The 25,978-nt window shown below is 63.4% G+C and carries 19 protein-coding genes; 10 read left to right on the forward strand and 9 right to left on the reverse strand.

Annotated features, from left to right (window positions below; genetic code table 11):
• Positions 1–14: 14 nt before the first annotated feature.
• The 6 genes from pfkA to HPY55_01475 form a co-directional block, all read right to left on the reverse strand.
• Positions 15–971: a 6-phosphofructokinase gene (gene pfkA, locus HPY55_01450; GenBank protein NPV69293.1), complete on the reverse strand. Its 957-nt coding sequence runs from the start codon at positions 969–971 to the stop codon at positions 15–17.
• Between the two features lie 40 nt (positions 972–1,011).
• A complete protein-coding gene (locus HPY55_01455) occupies positions 1,012–1,212 on the reverse strand; it encodes a glutamate decarboxylase (protein NPV69294.1) in 201 nt (66 codons plus the stop codon).
• A 44-nt stretch (positions 1,213–1,256) separates the two neighbouring features.
• A complete protein-coding gene (locus HPY55_01460; protein ID NPV69295.1) occupies positions 1,257–4,715 on the reverse strand; it encodes a DNA polymerase III subunit alpha in 3,459 nt (1,152 codons plus the stop codon).
• Between the two features lie 266 nt (positions 4,716–4,981).
• A complete protein-coding gene (locus tag HPY55_01465; protein NPV69296.1) occupies positions 4,982–5,686 on the reverse strand; it encodes an endonuclease III in 705 nt (234 codons plus the stop codon).
• Positions 5,687–5,749: 63 nt separating this feature from the next.
• The gene (locus HPY55_01470; GenBank protein NPV69297.1) at positions 5,750–7,180 is read right to left on the reverse strand and encodes a UDP-N-acetylmuramoyl-L-alanine--D-glutamate ligase; all 1,431 of its coding nucleotides are present in this window, start codon (positions 7,178–7,180) and stop codon (positions 5,750–5,752) included.
• Between the two features lie 29 nt (positions 7,181–7,209).
• On the reverse strand, positions 7,210–8,430 hold the full coding sequence (locus HPY55_01475) for a pyridoxal phosphate-dependent aminotransferase (protein ID NPV69298.1): 1,221 nt from the start codon (positions 8,428–8,430) through the stop codon (positions 7,210–7,212).
• A 248-nt stretch (positions 8,431–8,678) separates the two neighbouring features.
• On the opposite strand from HPY55_01475, the gene HPY55_01480 reads away from it, so the two are divergent.
• The 8 genes from HPY55_01480 (at position 8,679) to HPY55_01515 (ending at position 17,347) form a co-directional block, all read left to right on the forward strand.
• The gene (locus HPY55_01480) at positions 8,679–9,395 is read left to right on the forward strand and encodes a GntR family transcriptional regulator (GenBank protein NPV69299.1); all 717 of its coding nucleotides are present in this window, start codon (positions 8,679–8,681) and stop codon (positions 9,393–9,395) included.
• 6 nt (positions 9,396–9,401) lie between these two features.
• Complete coding sequence (locus HPY55_01485) at positions 9,402–10,616, forward strand: FAD-binding oxidoreductase (protein ID NPV69300.1); 1,215 nt, start codon at positions 9,402–9,404, stop codon at positions 10,614–10,616.
• A gap of 176 nt (positions 10,617–10,792) precedes the next feature.
• The gene (locus tag HPY55_01490; GenBank protein ID NPV69301.1) at positions 10,793–11,809 is read left to right on the forward strand and encodes an ABC transporter permease; all 1,017 of its coding nucleotides are present in this window, start codon (positions 10,793–10,795) and stop codon (positions 11,807–11,809) included.
• Positions 11,810–11,825: 16 nt separating this feature from the next.
• On the forward strand, positions 11,826–12,737 hold the full coding sequence (locus tag HPY55_01495) for an ABC transporter permease (protein ID NPV69302.1): 912 nt from the start codon (positions 11,826–11,828) through the stop codon (positions 12,735–12,737).
• Positions 12,738–12,802: 65 nt separating this feature from the next.
• Positions 12,803–13,849, forward strand: a complete 1,047-nt coding sequence (locus HPY55_01500) for a BMP family protein (GenBank protein NPV69303.1) — start codon at positions 12,803–12,805, stop codon at positions 13,847–13,849.
• 149 nt (positions 13,850–13,998) lie between these two features.
• The gene (locus tag HPY55_01505) at positions 13,999–15,540 is read left to right on the forward strand and encodes an ABC transporter ATP-binding protein (protein NPV69304.1); all 1,542 of its coding nucleotides are present in this window, start codon (positions 13,999–14,001) and stop codon (positions 15,538–15,540) included.
• A 105-nt stretch (positions 15,541–15,645) separates the two neighbouring features.
• Entirely contained in the window at positions 15,646–15,837 is a 192-nt protein-coding gene (locus HPY55_01510; protein ID NPV69305.1) for a 4-oxalocrotonate tautomerase, read from the forward strand.
• 166 nt (positions 15,838–16,003) lie between these two features.
• Complete coding sequence (locus HPY55_01515) at positions 16,004–17,347, forward strand: NCS2 family permease (GenBank protein NPV69306.1); 1,344 nt, start codon at positions 16,004–16,006, stop codon at positions 17,345–17,347.
• An 86-nt stretch (positions 17,348–17,433) separates the two neighbouring features.
• Here the strand turns inward: HPY55_01515 and HPY55_01520 are convergent, their stop codons facing one another.
• The 3 genes from HPY55_01520 to HPY55_01530 form a co-directional block, all read right to left on the reverse strand.
• A complete protein-coding gene (locus tag HPY55_01520; GenBank protein NPV69307.1) occupies positions 17,434–18,153 on the reverse strand; it encodes a SagB/ThcOx family dehydrogenase in 720 nt (239 codons plus the stop codon).
• A gap of 121 nt (positions 18,154–18,274) precedes the next feature.
• Positions 18,275–19,636 (reverse strand): YcaO-like family protein, encoded by a 1,362-nt coding sequence (locus HPY55_01525; protein NPV69308.1) that lies wholly within the window; start codon positions 19,634–19,636, stop codon positions 18,275–18,277.
• Positions 19,637–19,646: 10 nt separating this feature from the next.
• Positions 19,647–20,795, reverse strand: coding sequence for a TOMM precursor leader peptide-binding protein (locus tag HPY55_01530; protein ID NPV69309.1), 1,149 nt, complete (start codon positions 20,793–20,795; stop codon positions 19,647–19,649).
• Positions 20,796–21,547: 752 nt separating this feature from the next.
• Here HPY55_01530 and carA point away from each other — a divergent pair.
• Both carA and carB read left to right on the forward strand, forming a co-directional pair.
• A complete protein-coding gene (gene carA / locus HPY55_01535; GenBank protein NPV69310.1) occupies positions 21,548–22,657 on the forward strand; it encodes a glutamine-hydrolyzing carbamoyl-phosphate synthase small subunit in 1,110 nt (369 codons plus the stop codon).
• Entirely contained in the window at positions 22,641–25,946 is a 3,306-nt protein-coding gene (gene carB, locus HPY55_01540; protein ID NPV69311.1) for a carbamoyl-phosphate synthase large subunit, read from the forward strand. The genes carA and carB overlap by 17 nt, the downstream gene beginning before the upstream one ends.
• Positions 25,947–25,978 lie beyond the last annotated feature (32 nt).

Raw genomic sequence — 25,978 nt, forward strand, 5'->3', positions numbered from 1 at the left:
CTCCCCCGGCGACTCTAGATCGCGAGTTCCGCGGCAAGCCGGTACACCTCGTGATCGATTTCTTTCTTCTGCGTTAAGACATAATCTATGTCCTGGACCTCGAGATCGGGACCGGAGACGCCGATGAACGAGGACTTCCGGCCCTGAGCGAGCATCTCGACCGCCTTTGCCCCCATGCGGCTGCCGAGCATTCTGTCCAACCCCGAGGGCGTGCCTCCCCTCTGGATGTAACCAAGCACAGCCACGCGGGTCTCGAACCCGGTCCTCTTGGTTATCTCCTCGGCAACGCTGAAACCGCTGCCAACGCCCTCGGCGACCACAATGATACTGTGTGTCTTGCCCCGCCGGTATCCTCTCAGCAGCCTGTCGCACACGTCGTCCATGCTGAACGGTATCTCCGGTATCAATATCGACTCGGCCCCGCCGGCCATCCCCGCCGCAAGCGCGAGGAACCCTCTCTCGCGGCCCATAACCTCGACAACGAATGTACGCTCGAAGGCGGTGGCGGTGTCGCGGAGTTTGTTGACGCCGTCGAGGATCGTGTTGAGGGCCGTATCGAATCCGATGGAGTAGTCGGTGCAGGCCACGTCGTTATCTATGCTACCCGGGACGAACGCCACGTTTATCCCCTGGTCAATGAGCATCTTGGAACCGTGGAGCGATCCGTCGCCCCCGATCACGATGAGCCCGTCAAACCGCTCCTGCTTCAGGACTTTGACCGCCTCGGCCAGGCCCTCCGGCGTCCTGAACTTGTCGCTCCTGCCGCTATGCAGGACTGTCCCGCCCCTGTGGATTATGTCCGCGACCGACCCGAGCTGCATCGAAACCATCTCACCCGACATCAGGCCGATGAACCCGCGCATGAAGCCGATGACCTGGTGCCCATCGTAGATCCCCTTGCGTACGACGGCGCGGATGCAAGCATTCATGCCCGGGGCATCCCCGCCGCTGGTCAACACTCCTATCCTCATGTCATGACCCCTTCCAGACCCGCTGCTGCGTCCAGTCAACTTATACACCCAGCACTCCTGTGAGAATCTCGTGGGCTTCCTCTACCTCTCCCTCGGGAACCAGTACTTCCACGCTACCGGCCGCCCCCATTTGAGGTACCCCCATCGACCTGAGCATGCACAGGAGTCCCTCTTTAACCAGGACCTCCTTCAGCATCTCAGCCAGGGCCTTGTTAGGTGCTATGTAGACTACAGTCCACACGGTACCAACCCCCCGGCGGTCACCGGATCCGGCGCGCCCTCGGCTCATCCGTTCTCCTCGACTTCCGAAAACTCCTTTTCCGGGATTTCCTCGAAGGCAACGCAACCGCTTCCCACGAGGTCTTCGAGCTCGCACTGCAGCGACGGCGACGGTGTGACCCAGTACTGCGGTGAGGCCATGATGAGTCTCTTCTTGTCAACGAAGTTGATGTAAACAGGCCACGAACCCGCGTTATCCTGGAGGATCTCCTTCAGCCTGTTGAGTGTCGCGCCACCAGCCGTGTCGCCGCCGCGAACCACGACGGTGACTTTGCCGCTCGACCCTGCGAAAACCCCCTGGCCCCTGGAAAGCGGCGACACGGACTCCGCAATCACTTTCACCTGCTCGTCCTGTATCTGCACCCGGCCCGTGACAAGCACTATTGTGTCCACCTGGATGTCCTGAGACACCTTGCCGAATACCCGCGGAAACACAACGACTTCGGTCGAGCCGGTGAGGTCTTCCAGGGTGACGAACGCCATCATCCCGCCGTTTTTCGTGGTTATTTTCTTGGCAGCGGTTATGAGGCCGCCGATCGTGACTCTCTCGTCGTTGGCGACGCCGGACAGGCGCTGGCAGGTGCACGAGCACATGTTCCTGAGCTGCCGCTCGCACTCCTTGAGAGGGTTACCGCTAATATATAGCCCCAGCAGGTCTTTTTCCATCCTGAGCAATTCGTTTCGCGGGTACTCGGGGACGTCCGGCAGCGACTCTCCGGCAGCCTGCACGGGCACACCGGAGAGAAGGCTCATCTGGCTGCCACTACTGCCCTTCGCCGACCGCGACGAACGAGACAGCGTGCCCTCCAGAGCGGCCATCAGCTGGGCACGCCTGCCCAGGCTCCCCATGGACCCCGACTTTATCAGGCTCTCCAGTACGCGCTTGTTCAGGGCGCGCGAGTCCACCCGCGAGCAGAAATCCGCGAGCGACCGGAACAGCCCACCCTCATCCCTTGCGCTGATGATAGAGGCAATCGCCGCCTCGCCCACGTTCTTGACCGCGTTGAGCCCGAACCTTATGCCGTCCTTCGTGACGGTGAAGTCGGCCAGGCTCTCGTTAATATCGGGGGGCAGAACGCGGATGCCGAGCCTCCTGCACTCGTCGATGTACTGGGATACCTTTTCGGACTGGCCGGCGACGCTCGTCAGGAGCGCGGCCATGAACTCCGCGGGGTAGTTCGCCTTTAGGTAAGCCGTCTGGTACGCGATGAAACCGTACGCCGCCGCATGCGCCTTGTTGAAACCGTAGTTGGCGAACTTCATGATGAGGTCGTAGACCTCCGAGGCCACCCTTTTCGCGACCCCGTGGCTGACACAACCCGAAACGAACGACTGCTCCATCTTGTCGAGCAGTTCCTTCTTCTTCTTGCCGACGGCCCGCCTGAGGATGTCGGCCTCCGCGAGGCTGAAGCCGGCCATCGCCGACGCCACCTGCATGATCTGCTCCTGATAAACCATGACCCCGTGGGTTTCCTGGAGTATGGGCTCCATGCGCGGGTGGAGATACTTCGGCTTACCGGTCCTAGAAGCTATGAATTCGGGGATGTGTTCCATCGGGCCCGGACGACACAAGGCCACGGAGGCGATTATGTCCTCAAACCGCGAGGGCTTGAGTTTGATGAGAAAGTCACGTACCCAGTCGCTTTCAAGCTGGAATATCCCCAGGGTCTCGCCGCGGCTGAGCATCTCGTACGGCGCGGGGTCGTCGAGCGGAATGTTGTTGATGTCGATGTCGAGGCCTCTCAGCCGCTGTATGGATTTCAGCGTATGGTCGAGCACGGTCAGCGTTCGCAGGCCGAGGAAGTCCATCTTGAGAAGGCCGAGTTCCTCGAGGAGGTCCATCGTGAACTGGGTGACCACGCCGCCTTCAGAAGCGCGCTGCACCGGGACGAACTCGACGAGGTTCTTCCCCGTTATCACGACCCCGGCGGCGTGTACAGACGCGTGCCTCGGCATGCCTTCGAGAGCCCTGCCCACGTCGATGACGTCGCGGAATTTCTCGTTCTCGTTGTACATCTTCTTCAGGTCCGGCGCCGTCTCGAGGGCCTTGTCGAGGGTGATGCCGAGATGGGCCGGCACCGCCTTGGCCAGGCGGTCCGCGTCGGCGTATGATACCTCGAGCGCCCGGGCGACGTCTCTGATGACCGCTCGGGCCGCCATTGTGCCAAACGTGATTATCTGCGCAACACATTGCGAACCGTACTTCTGGGTGACGTATTCTATGACTTCGCCTCGCCGTTCAAAGCAGAAGTCGATGTCCATGTCGGGCAGCGTCACACGCTCGGGGTTCAGGAACCGCTCGAACAGCAGCCCGTACCTGAGCGGGTCGATGTCGGTGATCCCCAGCACGTACGCCACCAGGCTCCCAGCCGCCGAACCCCTTCCCGGACCCACCGGGATATTCCTCGACTTCGCGTACTGCACGAAGTCGGACACGATCAGGAAGTACCCGGGGTAGCCCATGTCGTTGATGACTTTCAGCTCATACTCCAGCCTGTCCCTGACGTCCTGAAACGGGTTTGGATACCTGAGATGCAGCCTCTCCTCGCAGAGGCTCCTGAGGTACGTCGACTCGTTGAAGCCGGGCGGGCATTTGAACTCGGGAAGGTTGGTCTTGCCGAACTCGAACGTGACATTGCAGCGCTCAGCAATTTCAAGGGTGTTCCGCAACGCCTCGGGTGCGAACGAGAAGACGTCGTACATCTCCTGCTGCGTCTTGAAGTAGAACTCCTCGCTGCCGAACCTGAGCCTCTGCGGGTCGCTGACCAGCTTGTTCGTCTGTATGCAAAGAAGGATGTCGTGGGCGCGCGCATCCCCCCTGTTCGTGTAATGGCTGTCGTTCGTAGCCACAATGGGGGTGCGCGTTTCCGCGGCTATGTCGAGCAGGGCGCGATTGGCGCGCTTCTGTTCGTCGAGGCCGTTGTCCTGGAGTTCGAGGTAGAAGTTGCGTTCGCCGAAGATATCCCTGTAGGTGAGTGTGCGCTTGAGGGCCTCGCCGTAATCCCCGTTGAGGATCGCCTGGGGGATGCTCCCCGCCAGGCAGGCGCTCATGGCGATAAGGCCCCTGCTATGCTGCCGCAGGAGGTCGAGGTCCACGCGGGGCTTGTAGTAGAACCCTTCGAGGTGGGCGGCGGAAACGACCTTGACGAGGTTGTGGTACCCCTCATCTGTCTCGGCCAGCAGCACCAGGTGATACGGGTCCTCGTCGAGTTTCGGTTGTTTGTCAAACCTGGTCCTCCTGGCCTCGTAAACCTCGCACCCGATGACCGGCTTGATACCGTATTCCCTGCACACCTTGTAGAACTCGATCACGCCATACATCACGCCGTGGTCGGTGATCGCGATGGCGGGCATCCCCATCTCCACAGCCTTCCGGGCGAGGTCGTCTATTCTAGAGTGCCCGTCAAGAAGACTGTAGACTGTGTGCGAATGAAGATGGGCGAAATTGCGTGAGATTGAAGCCATTCGGACTCGCCTACCCTACCTACCAACACTGGAAACATGTAATAAAGCTGTGATAACATGAAGAGGCATCCTAGTCGAGCGGAGACTTAGAGCCAGGGATCCGAGGAGGAATGGGCCCGTGCCGTGGAAGAAGTGTCCCTACTGCAACGGCCTTTCCTATTCGGCAGCCACTAATTACCAGGAGTGGCTGTGTCCGTACTGTGAGAAGAACATAGCGTCCGCGCCCGAGTGCTCCCCGGACGTCTCCGTCACGAAGCCCGTCGACGTCACGAGTTCTCGGCCGGGGGAGTAAAATCCTCCACGGCAGGCCTTCTGCAAGCGGTGCGGAGTCTGCATTCGTGGCACCCAGGTTTCGAAGGACGGCATGTTCGTCTCCCGTGTTCGATGAGCCCGAGATGAAGGTCCATACTCATCTCGGGCGGTATTGTTTTCTGGAGGTGTTCCTGCGCCTTCTCGGCCGAGGCCTTCTCATCCACCAGGCCGAGCCGCTTCGACACCCGCAGTATGTGCGTGTCGACGGGGAATGCGGGGCGGCCGAGCGAGAACAGCGCTACGCACGCCGCGGTCTTGGGGCCAACACCCTCCAGGGAGGTCAGGTACTCCCAGACGGCATCCGTATCCCAGTCCCTGAGGAACTCCAGAGAGAACGACCCCGTCCGCTCGAGAACCGCCCGGAGAATGCCCTTGATGCGGGCGGCCTTCTGCCTTGCCAGGCCCCCGACCCTGATGGCCTCTTCGATCTCGGCCTCGGAAGCTTCGAGAACACGGTCCCAGGTGGGGAACCGCTGCTTCAGCCGGCGGAACGCCCTGCCGCTGTTACGGTCGTTCGTGGCCTGCGACAGGAGCGTGAGGATGAGCACGTCGAGCGGGTCGCCCGCCGTCTCGCGAAGGAGGAACCCCTTCCCCAGCTCGGGGTTGTCCTTCCTGAGTTCATTGAGGATCGTGCAGAAATACTCGGGACTGCGTTCCATGAGGACCTCCCGCGCAGCGGCCCGGCGAAGCAGGCCGGGATACCGACCATCAGTTCCCGGCGATCATATCTTGGCGACGAGCGCCTTGAATATCCTGCCGCGCTCCTCGAAGTTCCTGAACATGTCGTAACTAGCGCAAGCCGGAGAGAGCAGTACGCTGTCGCCCGGCCGCGCGTTCTCGACCGCCTTGCGGACGACCTCGCCCAGACTGCCGCAACGGATCACCTCGGGGCCGTGGCCGGCCTGCTCCGCGGCGCGGGCTATGGCCTCCTCGATCCGCGGGGCGGTGTCGCCGAGCGTGAACACGAGCCGTGCGCGCTCAACCACCTCGTTCGCCAGTGCCTCGAACGGGAGGTGCTTGTCGTACCCGCCCAGGATGAGCACGAGTGGCCCCTCGATGGTGTGGAGCGCCGCGATTGTCCGGTCGGGGGCCGTCGCGATAGAGTCGTTGTAGTAATGCACCCCGTCCCTGATCCGTACGAGTTCGAGCCTGTGCTCGACCCCCGGGAATGCCCTGGCGACTCCGGCGATGTCCCCGGGGCGCGCTCCCAGCCACGACGAAGCGGTCGCAGCGGCGAGCACGTTCTCGACGTTGTGGAGTCCGGGGATCCTGATCTCGTTCACGGGGAGCACCGGCTCGAAGCGCGGCTCGACCGCCGGTACGGCGCGCAGCGCCTGTCCCTCGCCCGGCGAGGGCGCGTCGCTCCACCCGAACACCGGCGTCATCACGATGTCTTCCCGGACGAAGGCGCCGCCTCGACCCGGTCCTACCCGGCTGAACAAAAGCGTGTGGCCGGGACACTCGGCGGCCATCGCCGCCGTGACCGCGTTATCGGCGTTGAGCACCGCCGCTCCCGTCTCGCCCTGGAAGCGAAAGATGCTCTTCTTGGACTCAACGTACTCTTCCATGGATGCGTGTACGTCGAGGTGATTGGGGCTGACGTTCGTGATGACCGCGACGTCGGGACTCCTGTCCAGCGTCTGGAGCTGGAAACTCGACAGCTCCAGCACGACGACCGCCTCGGGCGGGATTCGCTCGACTTCCTCTATGAGAGGGTTGCCGATGTTGCCGCCGACAAACACGGGCCTCCGGCCGTGCTTCTTGAGCATCTTTCCCAGCAGCGTGGTGGTGGTGGTCTTCCCCGCGCTGCCGGTTACGCCGGCCGTCGTCGCCTTGCACAACTGGAAGAACAACCTTGTCTCGGAGCTGATTTCGGCACCGGCGTCCCTGGCTGCGGTTATCTCGGGGAGGTCCTTCTTCATCCCCGGGGTGAGAAAAACATGCTCGAAGCCGGACAGCCTGTCGAGGTACCCGGGTCCGGTCGAGAACTCGACCCCCAGGCGCGTCATCTCGTCGAAGATCCCGCCGAGATCCCTGGCGGTCTTCTTGTCGAAGGCCGTGATTCTGGCTCCCTTGGATACCAGGTAGCGGGCCAAAGGCACGTTGCTTAGCCCCATTCCCACCACCGCGACCTTCTTACCCCGCCAGTCCAACAGGTTCACCCCATCACCGAGCCTCAGGTTCAGCCCTTGATGCCTTTCAGGAACGTCTCGATGCGGTCGAGCCCCTTCTCAAGGTTCTCCATCGAGGTTGCATACGATATGCGGACGTATCCGTCCATGCCGAAAGCGGTCCCGGGGACAACCGCCACGCGGGCTTCCTGCAGGATGAGGTCGGCGAGCGCGGCCGAGTCCTTCATCAGGGTCCCGCCGCAGCAGGTGCAGCCGCCGGCGCGTTTCCCGATGTAGCTCGACAGGTTCGGGTATACGTAGAACGCGCCCCCCGGCGTGTAGCATTTCACGCCCTTCATCGAGTTTAGCCGCTTGACCACGAAGTCGCGCCGCTTCTCGAACGCCTTGACCATGGCGAACACCGGTTCCTTCGGGCCGAGCAGCGCCGACACGGCGGCTTTCTGCGCCATGGACGCCGGATTGGACGTTACCTGGCTCTGGAAATCACCCATGGCCTTCGCAATATCTTTCGCCGCGGCCGCGTATCCTATGCGCCAGCCGGTCATCGCGAACGCCTTGGATACGCCGTTGATTACGACGGTGAGGTCCTTGAGCGTCTTGTCGAACGACGCTACGCTGACGTGCTTCGTCCCGCCGTACACGAGCTTCTCGTATATCTCATCCGAAATGATGTATATGCCGTGCTTCGCGCACACCTCGCCCAGCGCCCTGAGTTCGGCCTCGTCGTACACCGCCCCCGTGGGATTGGACGGGCTGTTTAGTATCAGCATCCTGGTTTTCGGGGTTACGGCGGCCTCGAGCTGCGCCGCGGTCATCTTGAAACCGCTCGCCTCACTGGTCACGACCTCCACAGGCTTGCCGCCGGACAGCTTCACGATCTCCGTGTAGCTCACCCAGTACGGCGCCGGGACGATCACCTCGTCGCCGTCGTCGCACAGCGCCTGCACGGCGTTGTATATCGCGTGTTTCGCGCCGACGGACACCACGACCTGCGCCGGCTCGTAGTCGAGGCCGTTGTCTTCCTTGAGTTTCTTGCAGACGGCCTCCTTCAGCTCCGGGATGCCGGCCGCCGGCGTATACTTCGTGAACCCCTCCTGTATGGCCTGAATGCCCGATTCCTTGATATGGGCGGGCGTGTCGAAGTCAGGCTCACCGATGCCGAAGTTGACCACGTCAATGCCCTGCTTCTGCATCTCCTTGGCCCTGGCGTCGAGCGCCAGCGTCGGCGACGGGCTAAGCGCGGTGGCTCTTTTTGACAGTCGTGAACTCATGAGTGACGCTCCCTTCGGGCGAGTTCCCGGCGTCAATGCCGGTGGGGGGATCGTTCTCCGCACCATTCACCAGTACCTTCCGGTTCTCACCCCGTGATCCCTTACCTGACACGACGTGCAGGAATCGACTCCTTCCTATAGAATAACAGGGCCAATCCGATGATCTGATTGGTATACTGGCGTGCGCACTCACAGTGCAGCCTCGCGACACCTCTCCGTTCGTAACGGGTCGCGAAGGAGATGGACGTATGCAGTACAGGGTAAAGACCTCCCCGCTTTACGTGAAGACGAAGGAGAACCTAATCCGACTCATACACGACTCGTCGGACGACTCGAACCAGCTCCCTTCCGAAGAAGGTCTCATCCGCACCATGTGCGTCAGCCGCGGCACTGTGAGGGAGGCGCTCGTAGCCCTCAGTCGCGAAGGCATCGTCAGCAAGCGGCCGGGTCTGGGGAACTTCTTTCACCGCAGCGCACTCGACTACCCCATGAGGATAGACCTGGTATACGATTTCGTCGACCTCCTCTCGCGCGCGGGACACCAGGTGGCCGTCCGGCAGGATCCATTCTCCGTGGTGAATGCGCCCGAGTGCACTGGCGAAACGGGCGAATTCCTCAAAGTCACCTGGACTTATCTCGCCGGCGCCGAGGCTGCCATACTCGCTGACATGTATGTCCCCCGCGCCCGCTTGCAGGGGGAACCGGATCCCGCCGTGATCGAGCGGAGCCTGCCGGAGTTCCTCTTCAAGTACTGTGGGGACGAGAGCGTGCAGTCCGCGATCATTATGGGGGCCACGATGCCGTCGCCGAGGCTGCGGATACTGTTCAAGATCGCGCAAGACATGCCCGTCATCAGGTGGAACGAGGTGTATTTCAACCTCTCTGACGAGAAGGTCGCGTACGCCACAGTTTACTTCAACCCCTGTGTGACGGCTCTTTCCATGATAAGAAAGGATCTGGGGTAGACTTTGGTGACCACGTCGCGCCTCGGCGGAGGCATTGCCGCTCATCCGGCGGCCGGTCCGGCGCTGGACCTGGAAGTGGATGTGGTAGTCATCGGGGCAGGACTTATCGGGTGCGCGGTCACGTACGGGCTGTCCCGCGCGGGATACCACGTAGCCCTCATCGACAAGGGGAAAGTGTGCTCCGGCGCGTCCTCGGCGAACTTTGGGAGAATCCAGATCCAGGATTCCGAATCCGGGGCACCACTCGACCTCGCGATGAGAAGCGCCGCGATGTTCCCGTCGTTCTTGGCCGGGCTGGGCTTCGACGTGGAATACGAACCGTCAGGGGCGCTGATGGTCGCTCAGACGCCCGCCGAGTGGGATGCGCTGGTGGAGGCGCAGCAGCCCAAATGCCGGCAGGGTCTCGACGTCCGCCTCCTTGGGAGCGACGATGCCCGGGTGGTGGAACCCTATCTCGATGCCGGCTGGGTTTGCGGCGCGAGCTACTCGCCAAACGAGGGCCAGCTGAATCCGATGTTGTACACGATGGCGCTCGCCGCACGGTCGGTCGAAATGGGTGTCAAGGCACTCGAGGATTGCAGTGTCGAAGGTTTCGATGTCTCGGGTGGGCGGCTGGCCGGGGTAATCACCTCGCGGGGCAGGGTCCGGTGCGGCGCCGCCGTACTGTGCGCGGGCGCGTGGTCGCACGCGGTAGGTAAGAAGGCCGGGCTCGAACTGCCGGTCGAGTTCGTGATGGGCGAGGCGCTCATCACCGAAAGCCTCCCGCGCATCGTGAGCGGTTACTTCTGCCTGGCATCTTTCTTCGAGACGGCGCATTCGACGGGGCAGGCGGTCTCAGCCTGCTGCACGCAGACCAGGTCCGGTAACATGCTGGTCGGTGAGGCGACGGTGAAGATGCGAGGCGACGCCCTGCCGGCGGCGGAGGACGAAAGACGGCGAAATACGCATTTTGCTCCGCGCGCAATAGCGCGGGAGGTCTTGCGTTTCTTCCCCACGATCGCGCAGGCAAACGTGATTCGCACGTGGCGGACGTTCGCCCCGTTTACCTCCGACCACCGGCCGGTGCTGGGCATGTCTCGAAAGCTCGACGGGCTGGCCGTGTGCGCCGGGTTCAAGAGCACGGTCGTAGTGACGCCGCTACTGAGCTGGCTTGTGGTAGACCTGTTGAAGCACGGGAACCGCGCGATCCCTCGCGAGATCGCACACGGCTGCACCTTTTGAAAAGGGCTGATGAACGACTTATGCCGGGAACGACGGGAACCAAAGGAACCGCACGCAAGACGGATACCAGCGGGACGGCCGCGACCAGGCGGCTGGTGGGGTATGGTCGCGTGTTGTTCGGGCCGCTCTCGGCTGTAGTATTTGCGCTCGCCATCGGGGCCTTCGTAATCAAGGCGATGGGGATAAGCCCAGTGGCTGCCTACCAGGCGTTGCTCGCGGGGTCGGTGGGCAGCAAGAACGCGATCGGAGAAACGCTGGTAAAGGCGGCGCCGCTCATGCTGACCGGGCTGAGTTTCGCGGTGGCTTTCCGGTGCGGCCTCGTCAACATCGGCGGCGAGGGGCAGCTTTACATGGGCGCGCTGGCGGCGACTTGCGCCGGCGTGTTCGTAAAGGGACTCCCCACAGCCATCCACCTGCCGTTGGCCGTCGCGGCCGGTTTCTCCGGCGGCGGGCTGTGGGGTCTCATCCCCGGCTGGCTGAAGACCAGGTTCGGCGCCAACGAGATCATCACAACCGTCATGCTGAACTACGTCGCCATCTATTTTGTCAGCTACCTCGTGACGGGACCGCTAAAGGCCCCACCCGGCAGTTCCCCGCACACTGAGCCGGTGGCCGCGAGCGCGGTCCTGCCCAGGATCCTGCCGGGCACCCGTCTTCACCTGGGATTCATCGTGGCCGTCGCTGCCGTGGTGTTCTACTACGTATTCCTCTGGAAGACGCGTGAGGGGTTCGAGTTGCGGGTCGTCGGCCAGAACCCCGGGGCCGCGCGGTACGCCGGGATGAGACCCGCGTCGAGCATGATGCTCGCGATGTTCGTGGCCGGCGGAATGGCCGGCGTCGCCGGCGCGGGGGAAATCCTGGGGATACAGCAACGCCTCATGCAGGCGTTTTCACCCGGATACGGCTTTGACGGGATCGCCGTCGCCCTGCTCGGGCTGACGACTCCGGCAGGTATCGCTTTGGCGGCGGTACTCTTCGGAATCCTGCGGAGCGGCGGCAACATGATGCAGATGATGGTCGGCGTCCCGATCGCCCTGATCAACGTGATCCAGGCGCTGGTCATCCTGATGGTCGTGGCGCAGATAGCGTCCCGCCCTGGTGGACGGGAGCGGCTCCGTACCCTGCTGCGGCAGACCTGGAAGGGCCTGGCCGCGGGCACGCGCCCGGCGCAGGGGGGTGGACCACGTGGATAGTCCAGGCACAGCCGCAATGATCGGGGACTTCCTGGCCACGATCATCAAGTCCGCAACGCCGATACTTATCGCCGCCACAGGGCTGGTTTTCAGCGAGCGCGCCGGCGTCGTCAATATCGGCGTCGAGGGCGTGATGCTTACCGGCGCCCTGGTTGGCGTGGCCGGCTCGCACTACCTGGGGTCGGCCACCTGGGGCGCGCTTGCCGCCATGGTTTGTGGCGGGCTAATCGGGGCCGTATTCGCGTACTTCGTCGTCGAGCTCGGAGCGGATCAGGTCGTGACGGGGACCGCGATCAACATCCTGGGGCTCGGCCTCACTACCACGCTGCACAGGTTGCTTTTCGGGGTAGGAAAGGCGATCCCCGTGATAGACACGTTCGAATCCATCCGGATACCCGTGCTCGCGGACATACCCGTGGTCGGCCCCGCGCTATTCGACCACATGGCACCCGTTTACCTCGCCTTCCTCCTGGTGCCAGTTGCGCACGCAATGTTGTTCAACACGTGCTCCGGGCTGGCCGTGCGTTCGGTTGGAGAACACCCGCGAGCGGCGGACACTGTCGGCATAAACGTCTGGAGGATACGGTCCCTTACGGTGATCGGGAGCTGCTGTCTCGCGGGCCTGGCCGGTTCGTACCTTTCCCTGGGTATCCTCTCGTTCTTCACGGAGAACATGGTCGCCGGCCGCGGGTTCATCGCGGTCGCGGCGGTGATATTCGGCAGGTATTCGCCAGTTGGGGCGCTGCTTGCAGCCCTGTTGTTCGGAGCCGGCGACGCTCTGGCCGACCGCTTCCAGGCGCTCGGCAGCGCCATCCCCTACCAGTTCATGCTGATGATTCCCTACGTGTTGACGGTGGCCGTGCTCGCCGGGTTCGTGGGGAAAGCCGTGCCTCCCGCTTCATCCGGTCTCCCTTACAGTAAGGAATAACGCGGAAGGAGGTGGCATTCCGACTTCAGGGCCAAAAACACACTGAACACAGGGGGTATAAAGAGTTGGTCAAGAAGATGAGTGTATTGATCGTATTGTGCCTACTGGTCGTGACGCTGGTCCCCGGCTGCGGCGGGACCCAGCAGAAGCCGGCCGAGCCGCCAAAACCAGCCGAACAGCCCAAGCCGGCTGAACCGCCCAAGCCCGAGCCGAAGAAGTTGAAGGTGGCTCTGCTCACGCCGGGTCCGATCAATGACCAGGGCTGGAACGCGACGGCATACGCAGGCCTCCAGGGGATCAAGGACCAGCTCGGCGCAGAGATCGCGTATTCCGAGAAGGTCGCCCCATCGGATTTTGAAGAGGTGTTTCGAGGTTACGCGAGCAAGGGGTTCGACGTGGTTTTCGGGCACGGCTTCCAGTTCGGCGACCCCGCCAAGAAGGTCGCCAAGGAGTTCCCGAACACGAAATTCATCATAACCAGCACGGACATCTCGCAGGAGCCGAACGTGGCGTCGCTCGGCAACAGCAACTACGAACAGGGATTCCTGACCGGCGCCCTGGCCGCTTTGCTGACCAAGTCCAAGACGATCGGTTCCGTAGGCGGGATGGAAATCCCGTCGCTCAAGGCGTTCATGGACGGTTTCAAGGCCGGCGCCAAGTACATCGACCCGAAAGTTAAGGTGCTCGTGACTTACATCGGCAACTTCGACGACGCGGCCAAGGGCAAGCAGCTTGCCCTGCAGATGATCCAGAACGGCGCCGACGTCATCAACCACGACGCGGACGCCGCCGGTCTCGGCGTAATCGAGGCGGCCAAGCAGAAGAAGGTCAAGTGCCTCGGCGCGATCAGCGACCAGAATTCCGTCGCGCCCGAGGTGGTCGTGAACTCAGGTCTTAGCGATCTGTCCAAGGCGTACGTGCTCATCACCAAGGACATCGTAGCAGGCAAGTTCAAGGCCGTGTCGGTCAACTACGGCATCAAGGAGGGCACTGTCGGCCTCGCCCCGTGGCACAACTGGGAGGACAAGGTCGACAAGGCCGTGAAGGACAGGATGAACCAGATAGTCGAGGACGTCAAGAGCGGCAAGCTCGACCCGGCGAAGCTCAAGTAAGTCCGCCGGCGCGGGTTTGCGCAGGACGGTGGGGGCGGCGCCGCAGTAATGCGGCTCCCGCCCCCGCCGGGCGGGCTCGAGCGCAGCCGGAGCGGGCGCGCCGGACGTAATACGCGCGTGCAGGCAGGGAGTGGAGGAACCCGAGATACATGGCCACAGTTCTGCGGATGAACGACATAACGAAGCAGTTCCCCGGCGTGCTCGCCAACGACGGCGCGTGCTTCGAGGTAGAGCAGGGCGAAGTGCACGCACTGCTCGGGGAGAACGGGGCGGGCAAGACCACGCTGATGAACATCCTCTACGGCCTGTACCAGCCCACGAGCGGGGAAATCCTCCTGCGGGGTTCCAGGGTCGTGATCGACTCCCCCAGGACCGCCATAGCGCAAGGGGTCGGCATGGTACACCAGCACTTCATGCTGATCCCCGCCCTCACGGTCGTCGAGAACATAGTCCTGGGGATGCCGCGTGGGACCGCGGCGCCGGGCAGGCGGGCCGGGGTGGCGGGTGGGGCGTTCCTCAACCTGAAGGCGGCGGCCATGCGGGTCAGGGAGTTGTCCGACCAGTACCACTTCAGGATAGACCCGGAAGCCAGGATAAGGGACCTATCCGTCGGCGAACAGCAGAGGATTGAGATCATCAAGGCCCTGTACCGTGGGGCCGACATCCTCATACTGGACGAGCCTACGGCCGTGCTCACCCCGCAGGAAACCGGGGAGTTGTTCGAGGTCATCAGGCGGCTGACGGACGAAGGCCACACGGTAATCTTCATAAGCCACAAGCTCAACGAGGTCATGGCCATCTGCGACAGGATAACGGTGCTGAGACAGGGACACACCGTCGGGACCGTCCGCAAGGACGACACCGCGAAGGAAGACCTCGCCAGGATGATGGTGGGCCGGGACGTCCTGTCCGAGCTCCCGCGCCGGCCCGCGCCGGCCGGCGGGGTGGTGCTGAGACTCGACCGCCTCGAAGCGATGGCCGACGTCGGGGTCAAAGCCCTGAAGGGCATGTCTCTCGACGTAAACGGCGGCGAGATCCTCGGTATCGCCGGCGTGGACGGAAACGGCCAGCACGAGCTGGTGGAGGTCATAACGGGACTCAGACCCGCGTGCGGGGGTTCGGTGTTCCTCAAGGATACCAGCGTCACGAACTGGCCACCGCGCCGTATCACAGAGATGGGGGTCGCCCACATCCCCGCCGACAGGCACGCGAGGGGTCTCGTGCTGAGCATGACCCTCACAGAGAACCTGGCGTTGCAAACGTACTACCGCCAACCGCTCTGCCGCGGGCACTTCGTCGACTGGGCGTACGCCAGGCAGGACGCGAGGCGGCTCATCGACGAGTTCGACGTTCGGACGCCCCACGAGGAACTGCCCGCGAAAAACCTGTCGGGCGGGAACCAGCAGAAGGTCGTCCTGGCCCGCGAGCTCTCGAGGGACATCGACCTGCTAATCGCCGCCCACCCCACACGGGGACTGGACGTGGGGGCGACGGAATACGTGCATCGCAAGATCATGGAGCAGCGGGACGCGGGCGCCGCCGTACTCCTCATCTCGACGGACCTCGACGAGATCCTCGCCCTGAGCGACAGGATCGCCGTCATCTACGAGGGCAGGATCGTCAGCGTCGTCTCCAACGACCGCGTCGACATCAACGCCCTCGGGCTGATGATGGCCGGGACCAGACCCTGACCTCTCCCTCCGCGCCGCCCGCGGGTCACCGGCAGGCCTCTCGTAACAGGAAGGAATTGGCTGCTTCCGGGGCGAACGCCATATTTCCGTGGGGAGGTGATGAGCGTGCCGATAATCGAGATCAGCGCGTTGAAGGGCAGGACCCTCGATCAGAGAAGGGCCCTCGCGAAGGAGATCACCGATTCGCTGGTACGGGTCTATGGAGCCGCGCCGGAGACCGTGTCGATCATCTTCCGCGACATGGCGCAGGAGGAATACGCGAAAGCAGGAGTGCTCTATTGCGACAGGGGTAAGTAGCGCCTTACAGTCCATGGGCAGGGGGCGGCGGGCGGCAGCCACGCCGTCCTTCGTATTTCGCGGTGGAAACCGGGAGGAACGCGACAAGATTCGCCGAACTTGATGAAGGGCAAGCGGCCAAACGAACGGGCCGGACTCAGTCAAAACATACGGAGGGATGTGAACAATGGAGGGATTTTGGAGTTTCCTTGATAGGCGATTCGGGGTGACTGCCAAGAACTCATCCGTATCTACCGAAATCATCGCCGGCGTTACGACGTTCATGACGATGGCGTACATCCTGTTCGTGAACCCGAATATACTCGGCGCCGCCGGTATGGACAAGCAGGCTGTTCTGATGGCCACGGCGATAGGCGCCGGTGTCGCCACGATTATGATGGGCGTCTACGCCGGGCTACCGTTCGCGCTGGCGCCCGGCATGGGGCTGAACGCTTACTTCGCGTTCACCGTCGTCAAGGGCATGGGCCTGTCCTGGCAGGTAGCGCTCGGGGCCGTGTTCATCGACGGCATCATATTCCTGATCCTGTCCCTCCTGCCGGTACGCGAGCAGATAGTCAAGGGGATCCCAATGAACATCAAGCTCGCCGTAAGCGTGGGTATCGGGTTGTTTATCGCGTTCATCGGCCTCGCCGAGGCGGAGATCGTCGTGTCGAACCCCGCTACCAAGGTCGCGCTCGGGAACGTCACTTCCCCCGGCGTCCTGCTGACATTGTTCGGCCTGGTGCTCACCGCCCTACTGATGGCGAAGAAGGTGCGCGGCGCGCTCCTCTGGGGAATCGTGGCTACGACCCTGACGGGTATCTTCATCCCCGACGGCAAGGGCGCGATGCTCACCAAACTGCCGTCCCAGATCATTGCGCCGCCTTCGTGGGACATCCTCTCCAGGACGTTCGGCCAGATGGACATCGCGGGGGCGCTGGGCTGGGGCCTGATCTCCATCGTGTTTACCTTCACGTTCGTCGACATGTTCGACACGGTCGGCACGTTCATCGGTCTGGCCTCGAAGATTGGGATCATCGATGAATCCGGTTCGTTCCCCGGCGCCGGCAAGGGTCTCGTGACCGACGCCGTCGGCACCGTCGTCGGCGCAGCTGCGGGCACCAGCACCGTCACCACCTACGTCGAAAGCGCCGCAGGCGTCGCCGAGGGAGGAAAGACGGGACTCACGGCGGTCGTGACCGGTGTGCTGTTCATGCTGTCATTGTTCATCTGGCCGCTGGCGGGCGTGATCCCGCCGCAGGCCACGGCGCCCGCGCTCATCATCGTCGGGCTACTCATGATGGAGCCGGTGCTGAAGATAGACCTCTCCGACGTGACCGAGGCGCTTCCCGCCTTCCTGGCGATCGTCATGATGCCCCTGACCTACAGCATCGCCAACGGCCTGATCTGGGCGATCCTTGGATACGTCGTGGTCAAGGCGATCTCCGGCCGCAGTCGCGAGGTCAGCCCCGTGATGTGGGTGCTCGCGGCACTGTTCGTCATCAACTTCGTGGTATCGGCGCCCCACTGACGCCGGCGTACGTAAGGACCTGCACGAACCTGCGCCGCAGATTGGGCACGTAAAGAAGACCGGGGGCTCGTCGCCCCCGGTTTCCACTACCCTTCGGGCAACCCCGGTTCGGCGCAGATGGCGTCCGAACACCCGCGCCTGCCTGCGCCGGGCGCCGTCTTGCCTATCACCGCGATATACACCGCGGATTCCTGGAGCCCGTCGACGCCGATCAACCTGTTGACGTTGTCGTCCATGAAGCCGCCGACTGTGGCGCAACCCAACCCCAGGGCCGTGCACTCGAGGTAGATGTTCTGCGCCAGATGGCCGGCGTCGAGGAGGATGTAGCGGTAACCGCGTTCACCGTATTTGATCTTGGTGCGCGCGAACATCGCTGTCATTACGATGATTGCCGAGGCGTTCAAGATCATGTCTTGACGGTGGCAGTCCTCGAAAAGATGGTTCCGGTAGTGCCCGGGCCGAAGGAGTTCGAGGGCGTTCCCCTCGACGTCGTAGTGGTAGACCCCGGGTTCGAGGCTGTCCACGGCGACCACCACCGGGTACAGCTCGATCGGATACAGCGCCCCCGCGGAAGCCGACGCGCGAAGCGGGATCGTCACGTCGCCGGACACGATCTTCCCGGTTATCCCCCCGCTGAAGAACAGCACGCGGCCGAATTCGTCCAGCGAAAGCGGCTGACCGGAATAGTCCCGGATGGACCGGCGCCTGAAAACGGCTTCCTCCAGTCCCGGCGACGGCAGGGGCGACGGCTTTTCGAGGACGACCCTGCAGCAGTGGGGGTATTTCTTGAACGCACGGTACCACATCCCCCGCTGAGGCGACAGGTCGAGCATGAGCGGGGCGACGCGGACGCGCTCTTTCGTGTTCTCGTGGTACACCTCGGAAATGGAGAAACTCGCTTCTTCCCGCAATGCCGTCGACCTCCGTTCAAGGAAATGGGTGCGGGATGGGGTTCATCTCCGCCTCCGTCGCCACGTGGTCGCTGTAACCGAGCCGGTACGGAACTTCGTACAACCGGCGGCCTCCGAGCTTCCTCCAGTTGTGGTCCATTTCGAGTGGATGCAGTCCGGGTATCACTATGCGGACCACGCTGAAACCCACCTCGGCGATGTCGGGTGTGGTGACGTCCACGGCTATGACCTCGTGCCCTTTCGCGGCGAGCGCGTCCACGCAGCGCCATATCCTTGCGCTTACCGGCTCGGCGGGAACCTGGTCCAGCGAACTCAGTCGCGCTTCTGCAGTGACTTGCGTCAGGAACTGCACGTGCCGCGACATTCCGCGCGACGCGAACAGGCGCACGTGGTCCTGCCCCTTCGTGATACCGGTGTAGCCGGGCTGGGGTTCGAAATCTGGCGTGTCACGCAGGAGCTTGCGCGCCCACAGCCTCGTCTGGGCCGTCTCCTCGAGCGAGCGCATGATGCAGTGCTCCAGGTCGAAGTCAGCCCTCGCGGCTATCACGCACTCGGGCCCCGCCCCCGTCCGGTCCAGGGAAAGGGTGATCACGACCGGGATCCCGAGGTCCGTGGTTGCCAGGTTGACGTTGACGTCGATGGACGCCTCGGCGAACCTGTCAATGACCGCCGCCAGCGAAGGGTTCTCGACATGGTCCAGCAGCAGGCGCGGCACGGGCATCCGGTTCAACCAGGTTATCGAGAATGAGTCCCGCTCAACCACTTCATAGATCCCACGCAACACGGCGTGCTCGTATGACCCGCCGCACGCCAGCCCCGTGGAGATCGGCGCCGTGACCGCCTCGTTCCTGTCCCTCCACGGGTACGGGACGTACACAAAGCAGGCGGGAACGTGCACCTCGGCGTCCCGCGTCAGGGACCTCCCCTTCATCCAGCGGAACACGGTTTCTCCGGTTGGGCGCGACAGCGGAAACCTCTCGTCCGCGTACTGGCTCTCCGAAAACATCGTCAGTTCCCACGGCGCCACACCGTCGCGCCCCATCTCGTTGGGCGTGGCCTCGACGAAACGGTCAGGGTCGGGGAGCCCCCCGCAGTACCGCTCCACCGATTCACCGATTGCGGCCATAACCGCGCGGGGCCTCGTCAACGCGCAGCCGCCGTTCTGGCGGAAACACCGCACCCCGAAATACGGCATGGTATCGGTCAGCGGCGAGGCTACGTGGAAGAACCGCGGGTCGTTAGTTTCGAGCGGGAGGTCGTAGAGCCGCTGGATGATTCCGGTGCGTTCGTCGACCAGGCGCATGCCTTTCTCCATCGCCCGTTCCAGCTCGGGGCCGGCAGCCTCCGGTGCGACCTCAAGTGCAGGTACAGGCGCCATGTTGATCACCTCACAACGCCCATTGCGCCTGGACGGGGGTCCCGGCGCTTGACCCGCAAGAAGGGCACCTGGGCAGCTTCAGTATGGGATGTGATTTGGCCTCGAACGTGTTGACGTTGAATACCCACATCTTCCCGCTCGTGGAGGGATAGGAGAATCCTGTCAGCAGCTTGAGGCATTCGATCGACGCAACGTGGCCGAGGAACCCGGCGATGGGGGTGAGGCAACCGTAGTCGGCCGGTGCGTTCCCCGACGCGAGGTATTCCTCAAAGGCGAGGTTCTCATCGTAGTGGGGCCAGTTGCCCCTGACGCGCTTCTCATAGCAGGTGTAACACGCCGTGTCCCGCGGGAGTACAGAGGGGCCCAGTTGCGCTTCAAATCCGTCGAGAGCGGTGCGAAGCCACCTCACGCCCTCGCGGAGGGAAGCGGCATTTATCGCCCGGTATATGGAGACGGCCGGATGGTCCTGGCACACCAGGACGAGATCCGCCCCGCGGATGCAGGCGCATATCCGGTCGATATTCGCCAGGTCGACCTGGGCCGGTTCGGGCCTGGCGCAGGCGCCGGATGCGGCCATGCGTTCGCACGCCACCTCCGCTCGCGGCCTGCCGGTGTCGGCCGGCGAGTACAGCCCGCCGCACTCGTGTAACGAGGGATCGACCACGCCGTCGTCGACCACCGTCATATTGCCCACCCCCGCCCGCGCCAGCGACGCGACCGCGTGGGAACCGACTCGCCCCAGGCCGAAGACCACAACCCTGGACGCCTTGAGGACGTCGAGGGCGATCTGCCCGTTGCCGAACACCATTGAGAAGAAGGTCCTCCCCGCCCCGCCGGGAGCGGGTGGGGCCGCGGGGGTCTCAGGAGCCACGCCGGGCGCCGGGACGGCGGCATCCTCTATCAGCCGCCTCTCGTATAGCATCCTCAGCGTCCTCAGGACCTCGACCGCGGGTATTTCGGGAAAGCACGCAAGCACCTGCCTCACGTCGCGCGTCCCATCGAGCAGGTCCAGGAGCCGCGCAACCGCCTTCACGGAGCTTCCGCTGAGGATGACCGTCCTGTGCGCGCTCCTCAGCTGGATCCGGTCTCCCTCCATGGGCAGCACATTGAAGAACCCGGGCACCCTGGGTTTGGACGGGAGTCCACCTGTATCTGTCATCCCCATCCCCCTCAGTATGGTAATCGGGGGCCCGCTGTCGTGGGCCCGAATGAACCGCGGAGGGGGCGACGGACGCCCCCACCTTACGCAGTAATGGATCGGCGATTAGTCCTCTTCGCAGCAGCAGCAACAACAGCAGCAACAGCAGCACCCGCCGCCATTGTCGTCATCGTTGTGCGCGAACTTGACCGCCGCATCAACGAACTCCTTAATCTTGAGTTCGTCCACTGATTTCACCTCCTTGTCTCAGGGAACTGGCCCGAGGACGAGATTGGTGGGGGCCGCTCGCCGCCCCCACCCGCGATCACCATTAGTCCTCCTCGCAACAGCAGCAACAGCAACAACAGCAGCAACAGCACCCGCCGCCGTTGTCGTCATCGTTGTGTGCGAACTTGACCGCCGCATCAACGAGTTCCTTTACCTTGATATCCTCCACAGCGTTCACCTCCGTTCTCCATCTGCGTTACGGGCCTGGATCATGGTCAACAGGTTGGAGCGTAGGAACCGGTTCCACGGTATTTATATGAGCACGGCTGCGGATTGGTGACATAATCGGGCGATGGTCAGATATCTCAAAAGCCATGAGGTTTATGCAAGAAGTTTTAGTGTACTAGCACTCCTGGCAGCAGGGATTCGCCAAAGTTTAATTTAAAGTCCTTGCAATTTTATACACATCACAAGTATAATTATTCATAGTACGTCATCGCGGAGCGAGGCCGGGGGCGCCCCGCGGAAGACCGGGAGGGGACCAGATGAAGGCCAGGCTTATCCTGGAGGACGGTTCGATATACGAGGGGGAGAGCCTCGGGTATTCCGGCTGTGTCGCCGGCGAGGTGGTCTTCAACACCGGCATGACGGGTTACCAGGAGATCCTGACTGATCCCTCCTACTACGGGCAGATAGTGGTGATGACTTACCCCCTGATTGGGAATTACGGCATGAACCCCGGGTGGTGCCAGTCGTTCAGGCCGCACGTGGCAGGGTTCGTAGTAAGCGAGGCGTGCGGCTCGCCGAGCCACTGGGAATCGGCGGAAGGGCTGCACGAATACCTTGCCGCCAACAGCGTGGTGGCGATGTCGGGCACAGACACTCGCGCGCTCACACGGCGCATACGCGACCGCGGCACGATGAAGGGTGTGCTTGCCGCTGAGGGCTGGGCCGGATTCGAACCGGCCGTCGCCACCGGCCTGATGAACAACATCGATCTCCGCGACGCCGTCATGAGAGTCACATCCGGCAAGGAAATGAGGATACCCGGAAACGGCCCGCGGGTCGTCGTGATAGACTACGGCGCCAAGAGGCGGATAATCAGGATGCTGGCGGATGCCGGCTGCGAACTTGTGGTTGTCCCCGCGTGGTACACTGCCCCGCAGGTGCTTGCCCTCGAGCCCGAGGGGGTCGTGCTTTCGAACGGGCCGGGTGACCCGAAAGATGCCGCCGGCCAGACAAAGACGGCCGGAAGCCTGCTCGGAAAACTCCCGCTATTCGGCATCTGCCTCGGCCATCAGGTGCTCGCGCTGGCCGCGGGGGCGGAGACCTACAAGATGAAGTTCGGCCACAGGGGCTCGAACCACCCCGTAAAGGACCTGCGGACCGGCCACGCCTGGATCACCAGCCAGAATCATGGCTACGCGGTTGACCCCGGCACCCTGGACGGCACCGGACTGGAGATGGCGCAGGTGAACCTGACCGACGGCACCGTAGAGGGCGTGGCACACCCCTCGGAGCCGGTGATGTCCGTGCAGTACCATCCAGAAGCCGGCCCGGGGCCACACGACTCGAGCAGCCTGTTCCGGCAGTTCGTCGAAATGATTTCGCCGGGCGCGGGGCGAGGGTCCACGCCGCATGCCCGTGCTTCCTGAGGTATCCAAGGTCCTCGTTATCGGGTCGGGGCCCATCATCATAGGCCAGGCCGCCGAATTCGACTACGCCGGCAGCCAGGCGTGCAGGGCGCTCCGCGAGATCGGCGTCCGCGTGGTGCTCGTCAATTCGAACCCCGCAACCATCATGACCGACCTGGCCGTCGCGGACGTCGTCTACATCGAGCCACTCAACGTCGAGAGCATCGAGCGCATAATCTGCAAGGAACGTCCGGGCGGTCTCCTGCCAACCCTCGGGGGACAGACCGGCCTCAACCTCGCCGTCGAGCTCCACGATTCCGGCATCCTTGACAGGTACGGGGTGCGACTCCTCGGCACTCCCATTGAAGCCATCCGGAAGGCCGAGGACCGCGTGTTGTTCCGCGAGGCGATGCGCGCCGCCGGTCAGCCCGTGATCGAGAGCGAGCCCGTAACCAGCGTTTCGGGGGCGCTCGAGTTCGCCAGGTCCCACACGCTCCCCGTCGTGGTCAGGCCCGCGTTCACCCTCGGCGGCTCCGGCGGCGGGATAGCATTCAACGAGCACGACCTGGCCGAGATCGCCTCGCGCGGCCTGGCATTGAGTCCCGTCAAGCAGTTGCTCCTCGAACGCACGGTGCTCGGCTGGAAGGAGATCGAGTACGAGGTCGTACGTGACGGCGCGGGCAACTGCATCACCGTGTGCAACATGGAGAACGTCGATCCCATGGGCGTGCACACAGGCGACAGTATCGTCGTAGCGCCGAGCCAGACGCTCTCGGACGAGGACTATCAGATGCTGCGCGACGCCGCCCTGGCCATCATCGGCCACCTCAGAATCGAGGGCGGCTGCAACGTCCAGTTCGCGCTCGACCCCCGCGGGTCACGGTATTACGTCATCGAAGTCAATCCCCGGCTGAGCAGGTCGAGCGCCCTGGCCTCCAAAGCGACTGGCTATCCCATCGCGAAGGTCGCGGCCAAGATCGCCGCGGGTCTCCGCCTCGACGAGGTTGTCAACCCCATCACGGGCAGCACCAGCGCGCTTTTCGAACCGGCGCTCGACTACGTCGTACTGAAGATCCCGCGCTGGCCGTTCGACAAATTCCCGCTCGCCGACTGCTCGCTGGGTACACAGATGAAGGCTACGGGCGAGGCCATGGCGATCGACCGCTCGTTCGAGGCGGCGCTGATGAAGGCAATACGGTCACTGGACCTCAAGTCGGACGCCATCCGGCAACCGCAGTACTCCGGGCTCGGGCTCGACCAGATCGTGGCCGGGCTGAGAGTGCCCACGCACGAGCGCCTGTTCCTGGTGGCCGAGGCGATAGCCCGCGGGATGGGCATCGCAGAGATCAGCGAACTGAGCGGAATCGACCCGTTCTTCGTAAGGAAGACCGAGCGGCTCGTCAGGATCGAGCAGGGGCTCGGATCACTGGGTAAGGCACTCACGGGATCCGCCGCCGGAGGCGATGATCGGGCGAATGTCCCCCGCTCCATGCTGGACGTCAAGCGCGCAGGTTTTTCTGACAGGCGTATCGCCGGAGCGGCCGGGCTTCGGGACGGGCAGGTGACGACGATGCGTCTCGGCGCGTCCGCCGGCGCGGCGGGCATCGCGGGTCTACCCTTGCTCCCCGCCTACAAAATGGTGGACACCTGCGCCGGTGAGTTCGAGGCGCGCACCCCTTACTACTATTCGACGTACGGGGCGGAGGACGAGGCCCCGCGGATGGGCGACGCGACCGTGATGATAATCGGCTCGGGACCGATCAAGATCGGCCAGGGGATCGAGTTCGACTATTGCTGCGTGCACGCGGCGATCGCGCTTCGCAAGATGGGATACCGGACGGTCATGGTGAACAACAACCCCGAGACTGTCAGCACGGACTTCGACATCTCCGACAGGCTGTATTTCGAGCCGGTGACGTTCGAGGACGTGATGAACATAGTCGTCAAGGAAAGGCCCCTCGGAGTGTTCGTCCAGTTCGGCGGACAGACCGCGATAAACCTGGCCGGGCCGCTCTCCGCCGCCGGCGCTCCGATAGCCGGAACGCAGGCGGGCAGCATAGATGCCGCTGAGGACCGCGGGAAGTTCGACGCGCTGCTCGCGTCGCTCGGAATCCCGAGGCCGCAGGGCGGCGTCGCGTTCTCGGTGGTACAGGGGCGGGAGGTCGCCTCGTCCGCCGGCTACCCGGTGCTGGTGCGGCCGTCGTTCGTCATCGCAGGGCGCGCCATGGAGATCGTGAGGAACGAGAGCGAACTCACGACTTACCTCGCGTCAGCGGTCCAGGTGACGCCCGAGCACCCGGTGTTGATCGACCGTTACATCGAGGGACGCGAGGTCGAGGTGGACGCGGTGTGCGACGGGACCGAGACGCTCGTGTGTGGGATAATGGAGCACGTGGAACAGGCCGGGATCCACTCGGGCGACAGCATCGCCGTCTACCCGCCGGTATCGCTCGACGCCACGCAGCGCGAGGCCATCGTGGACTACACCTCGCGGATATCCGCCGCGCTGGGCGTGAAGGGCCTCATAAACGTGCAGTTCGTCATCGACGGTGCACGCGTGATGGTTATCGAGGCGAACCCGAGGGCGAGCCGGACGGTCCCGTTCCTGAGTAAGGCAGCCGGCCTGCCAATCGTGGACATCGCCGTCGCGGTCTCACTCGGTGCCACGTTGCGGGGTCTTGGATATACCCCGGGCATATACCGCGAGCCGGCGCGCTGCGCGGTCAAAGCTCCCGTGTTTTCATTCGGGAAGCTGGTGGGCGTGGAGTCCAGCCTCGGGCCCGAGATGAAGTCCACGGGCGAGGTAATGGGTATGGCGCCCACGCTGCCCGAGGCGATGCACGGCGCGCTGTCCGCCGCGGGTTATTCCGTGCGCAGTGGCGGGACTGTGCTGCTGTCCATCGCGGACAGGGACAAGTCCGCGGCGGAGGACGTCGCCAGGGGGTTCCGCAGCCTGGGTTTCCACCTGGCGGCGACCGACCACACCGCGGAGTGGCTCCAGCGCAGCGGCATACCAGTGCGGCGGCTCGACAAGGCCAATGGTGCCGGCATCATGGAATCACCCGCGCTGCGCAGGGTTTCGCAGGGCGAGGTCGACCTGGCCGTTGTGACAGCTTCAGTCGGCAAAGACCCATCACGCTGGGGCTTCAGGCTGCGCCGCACGCTCGCCGAGCACGGCGTCCCGACCATAACCTCGCTTGCGACGGCGCGGGCGTTCCTCATGGCCACAAGGTGGCGAATAGACACCGAAACCGGCGGCCACTCGCCTGCCGGTCCGGTCTCGCTCAACGAATACCTGTGTATGGATTGAACCTTCGCGCGGCCCCGGCGCAGTCTTACGGC

Source organism: Bacillota bacterium, assembly GCA_013178305.1.
Taxonomy (GTDB): Bacteria; Bacillota; Sulfobacillia; order JABLXB01; family JABLXB01; genus JABLXB01.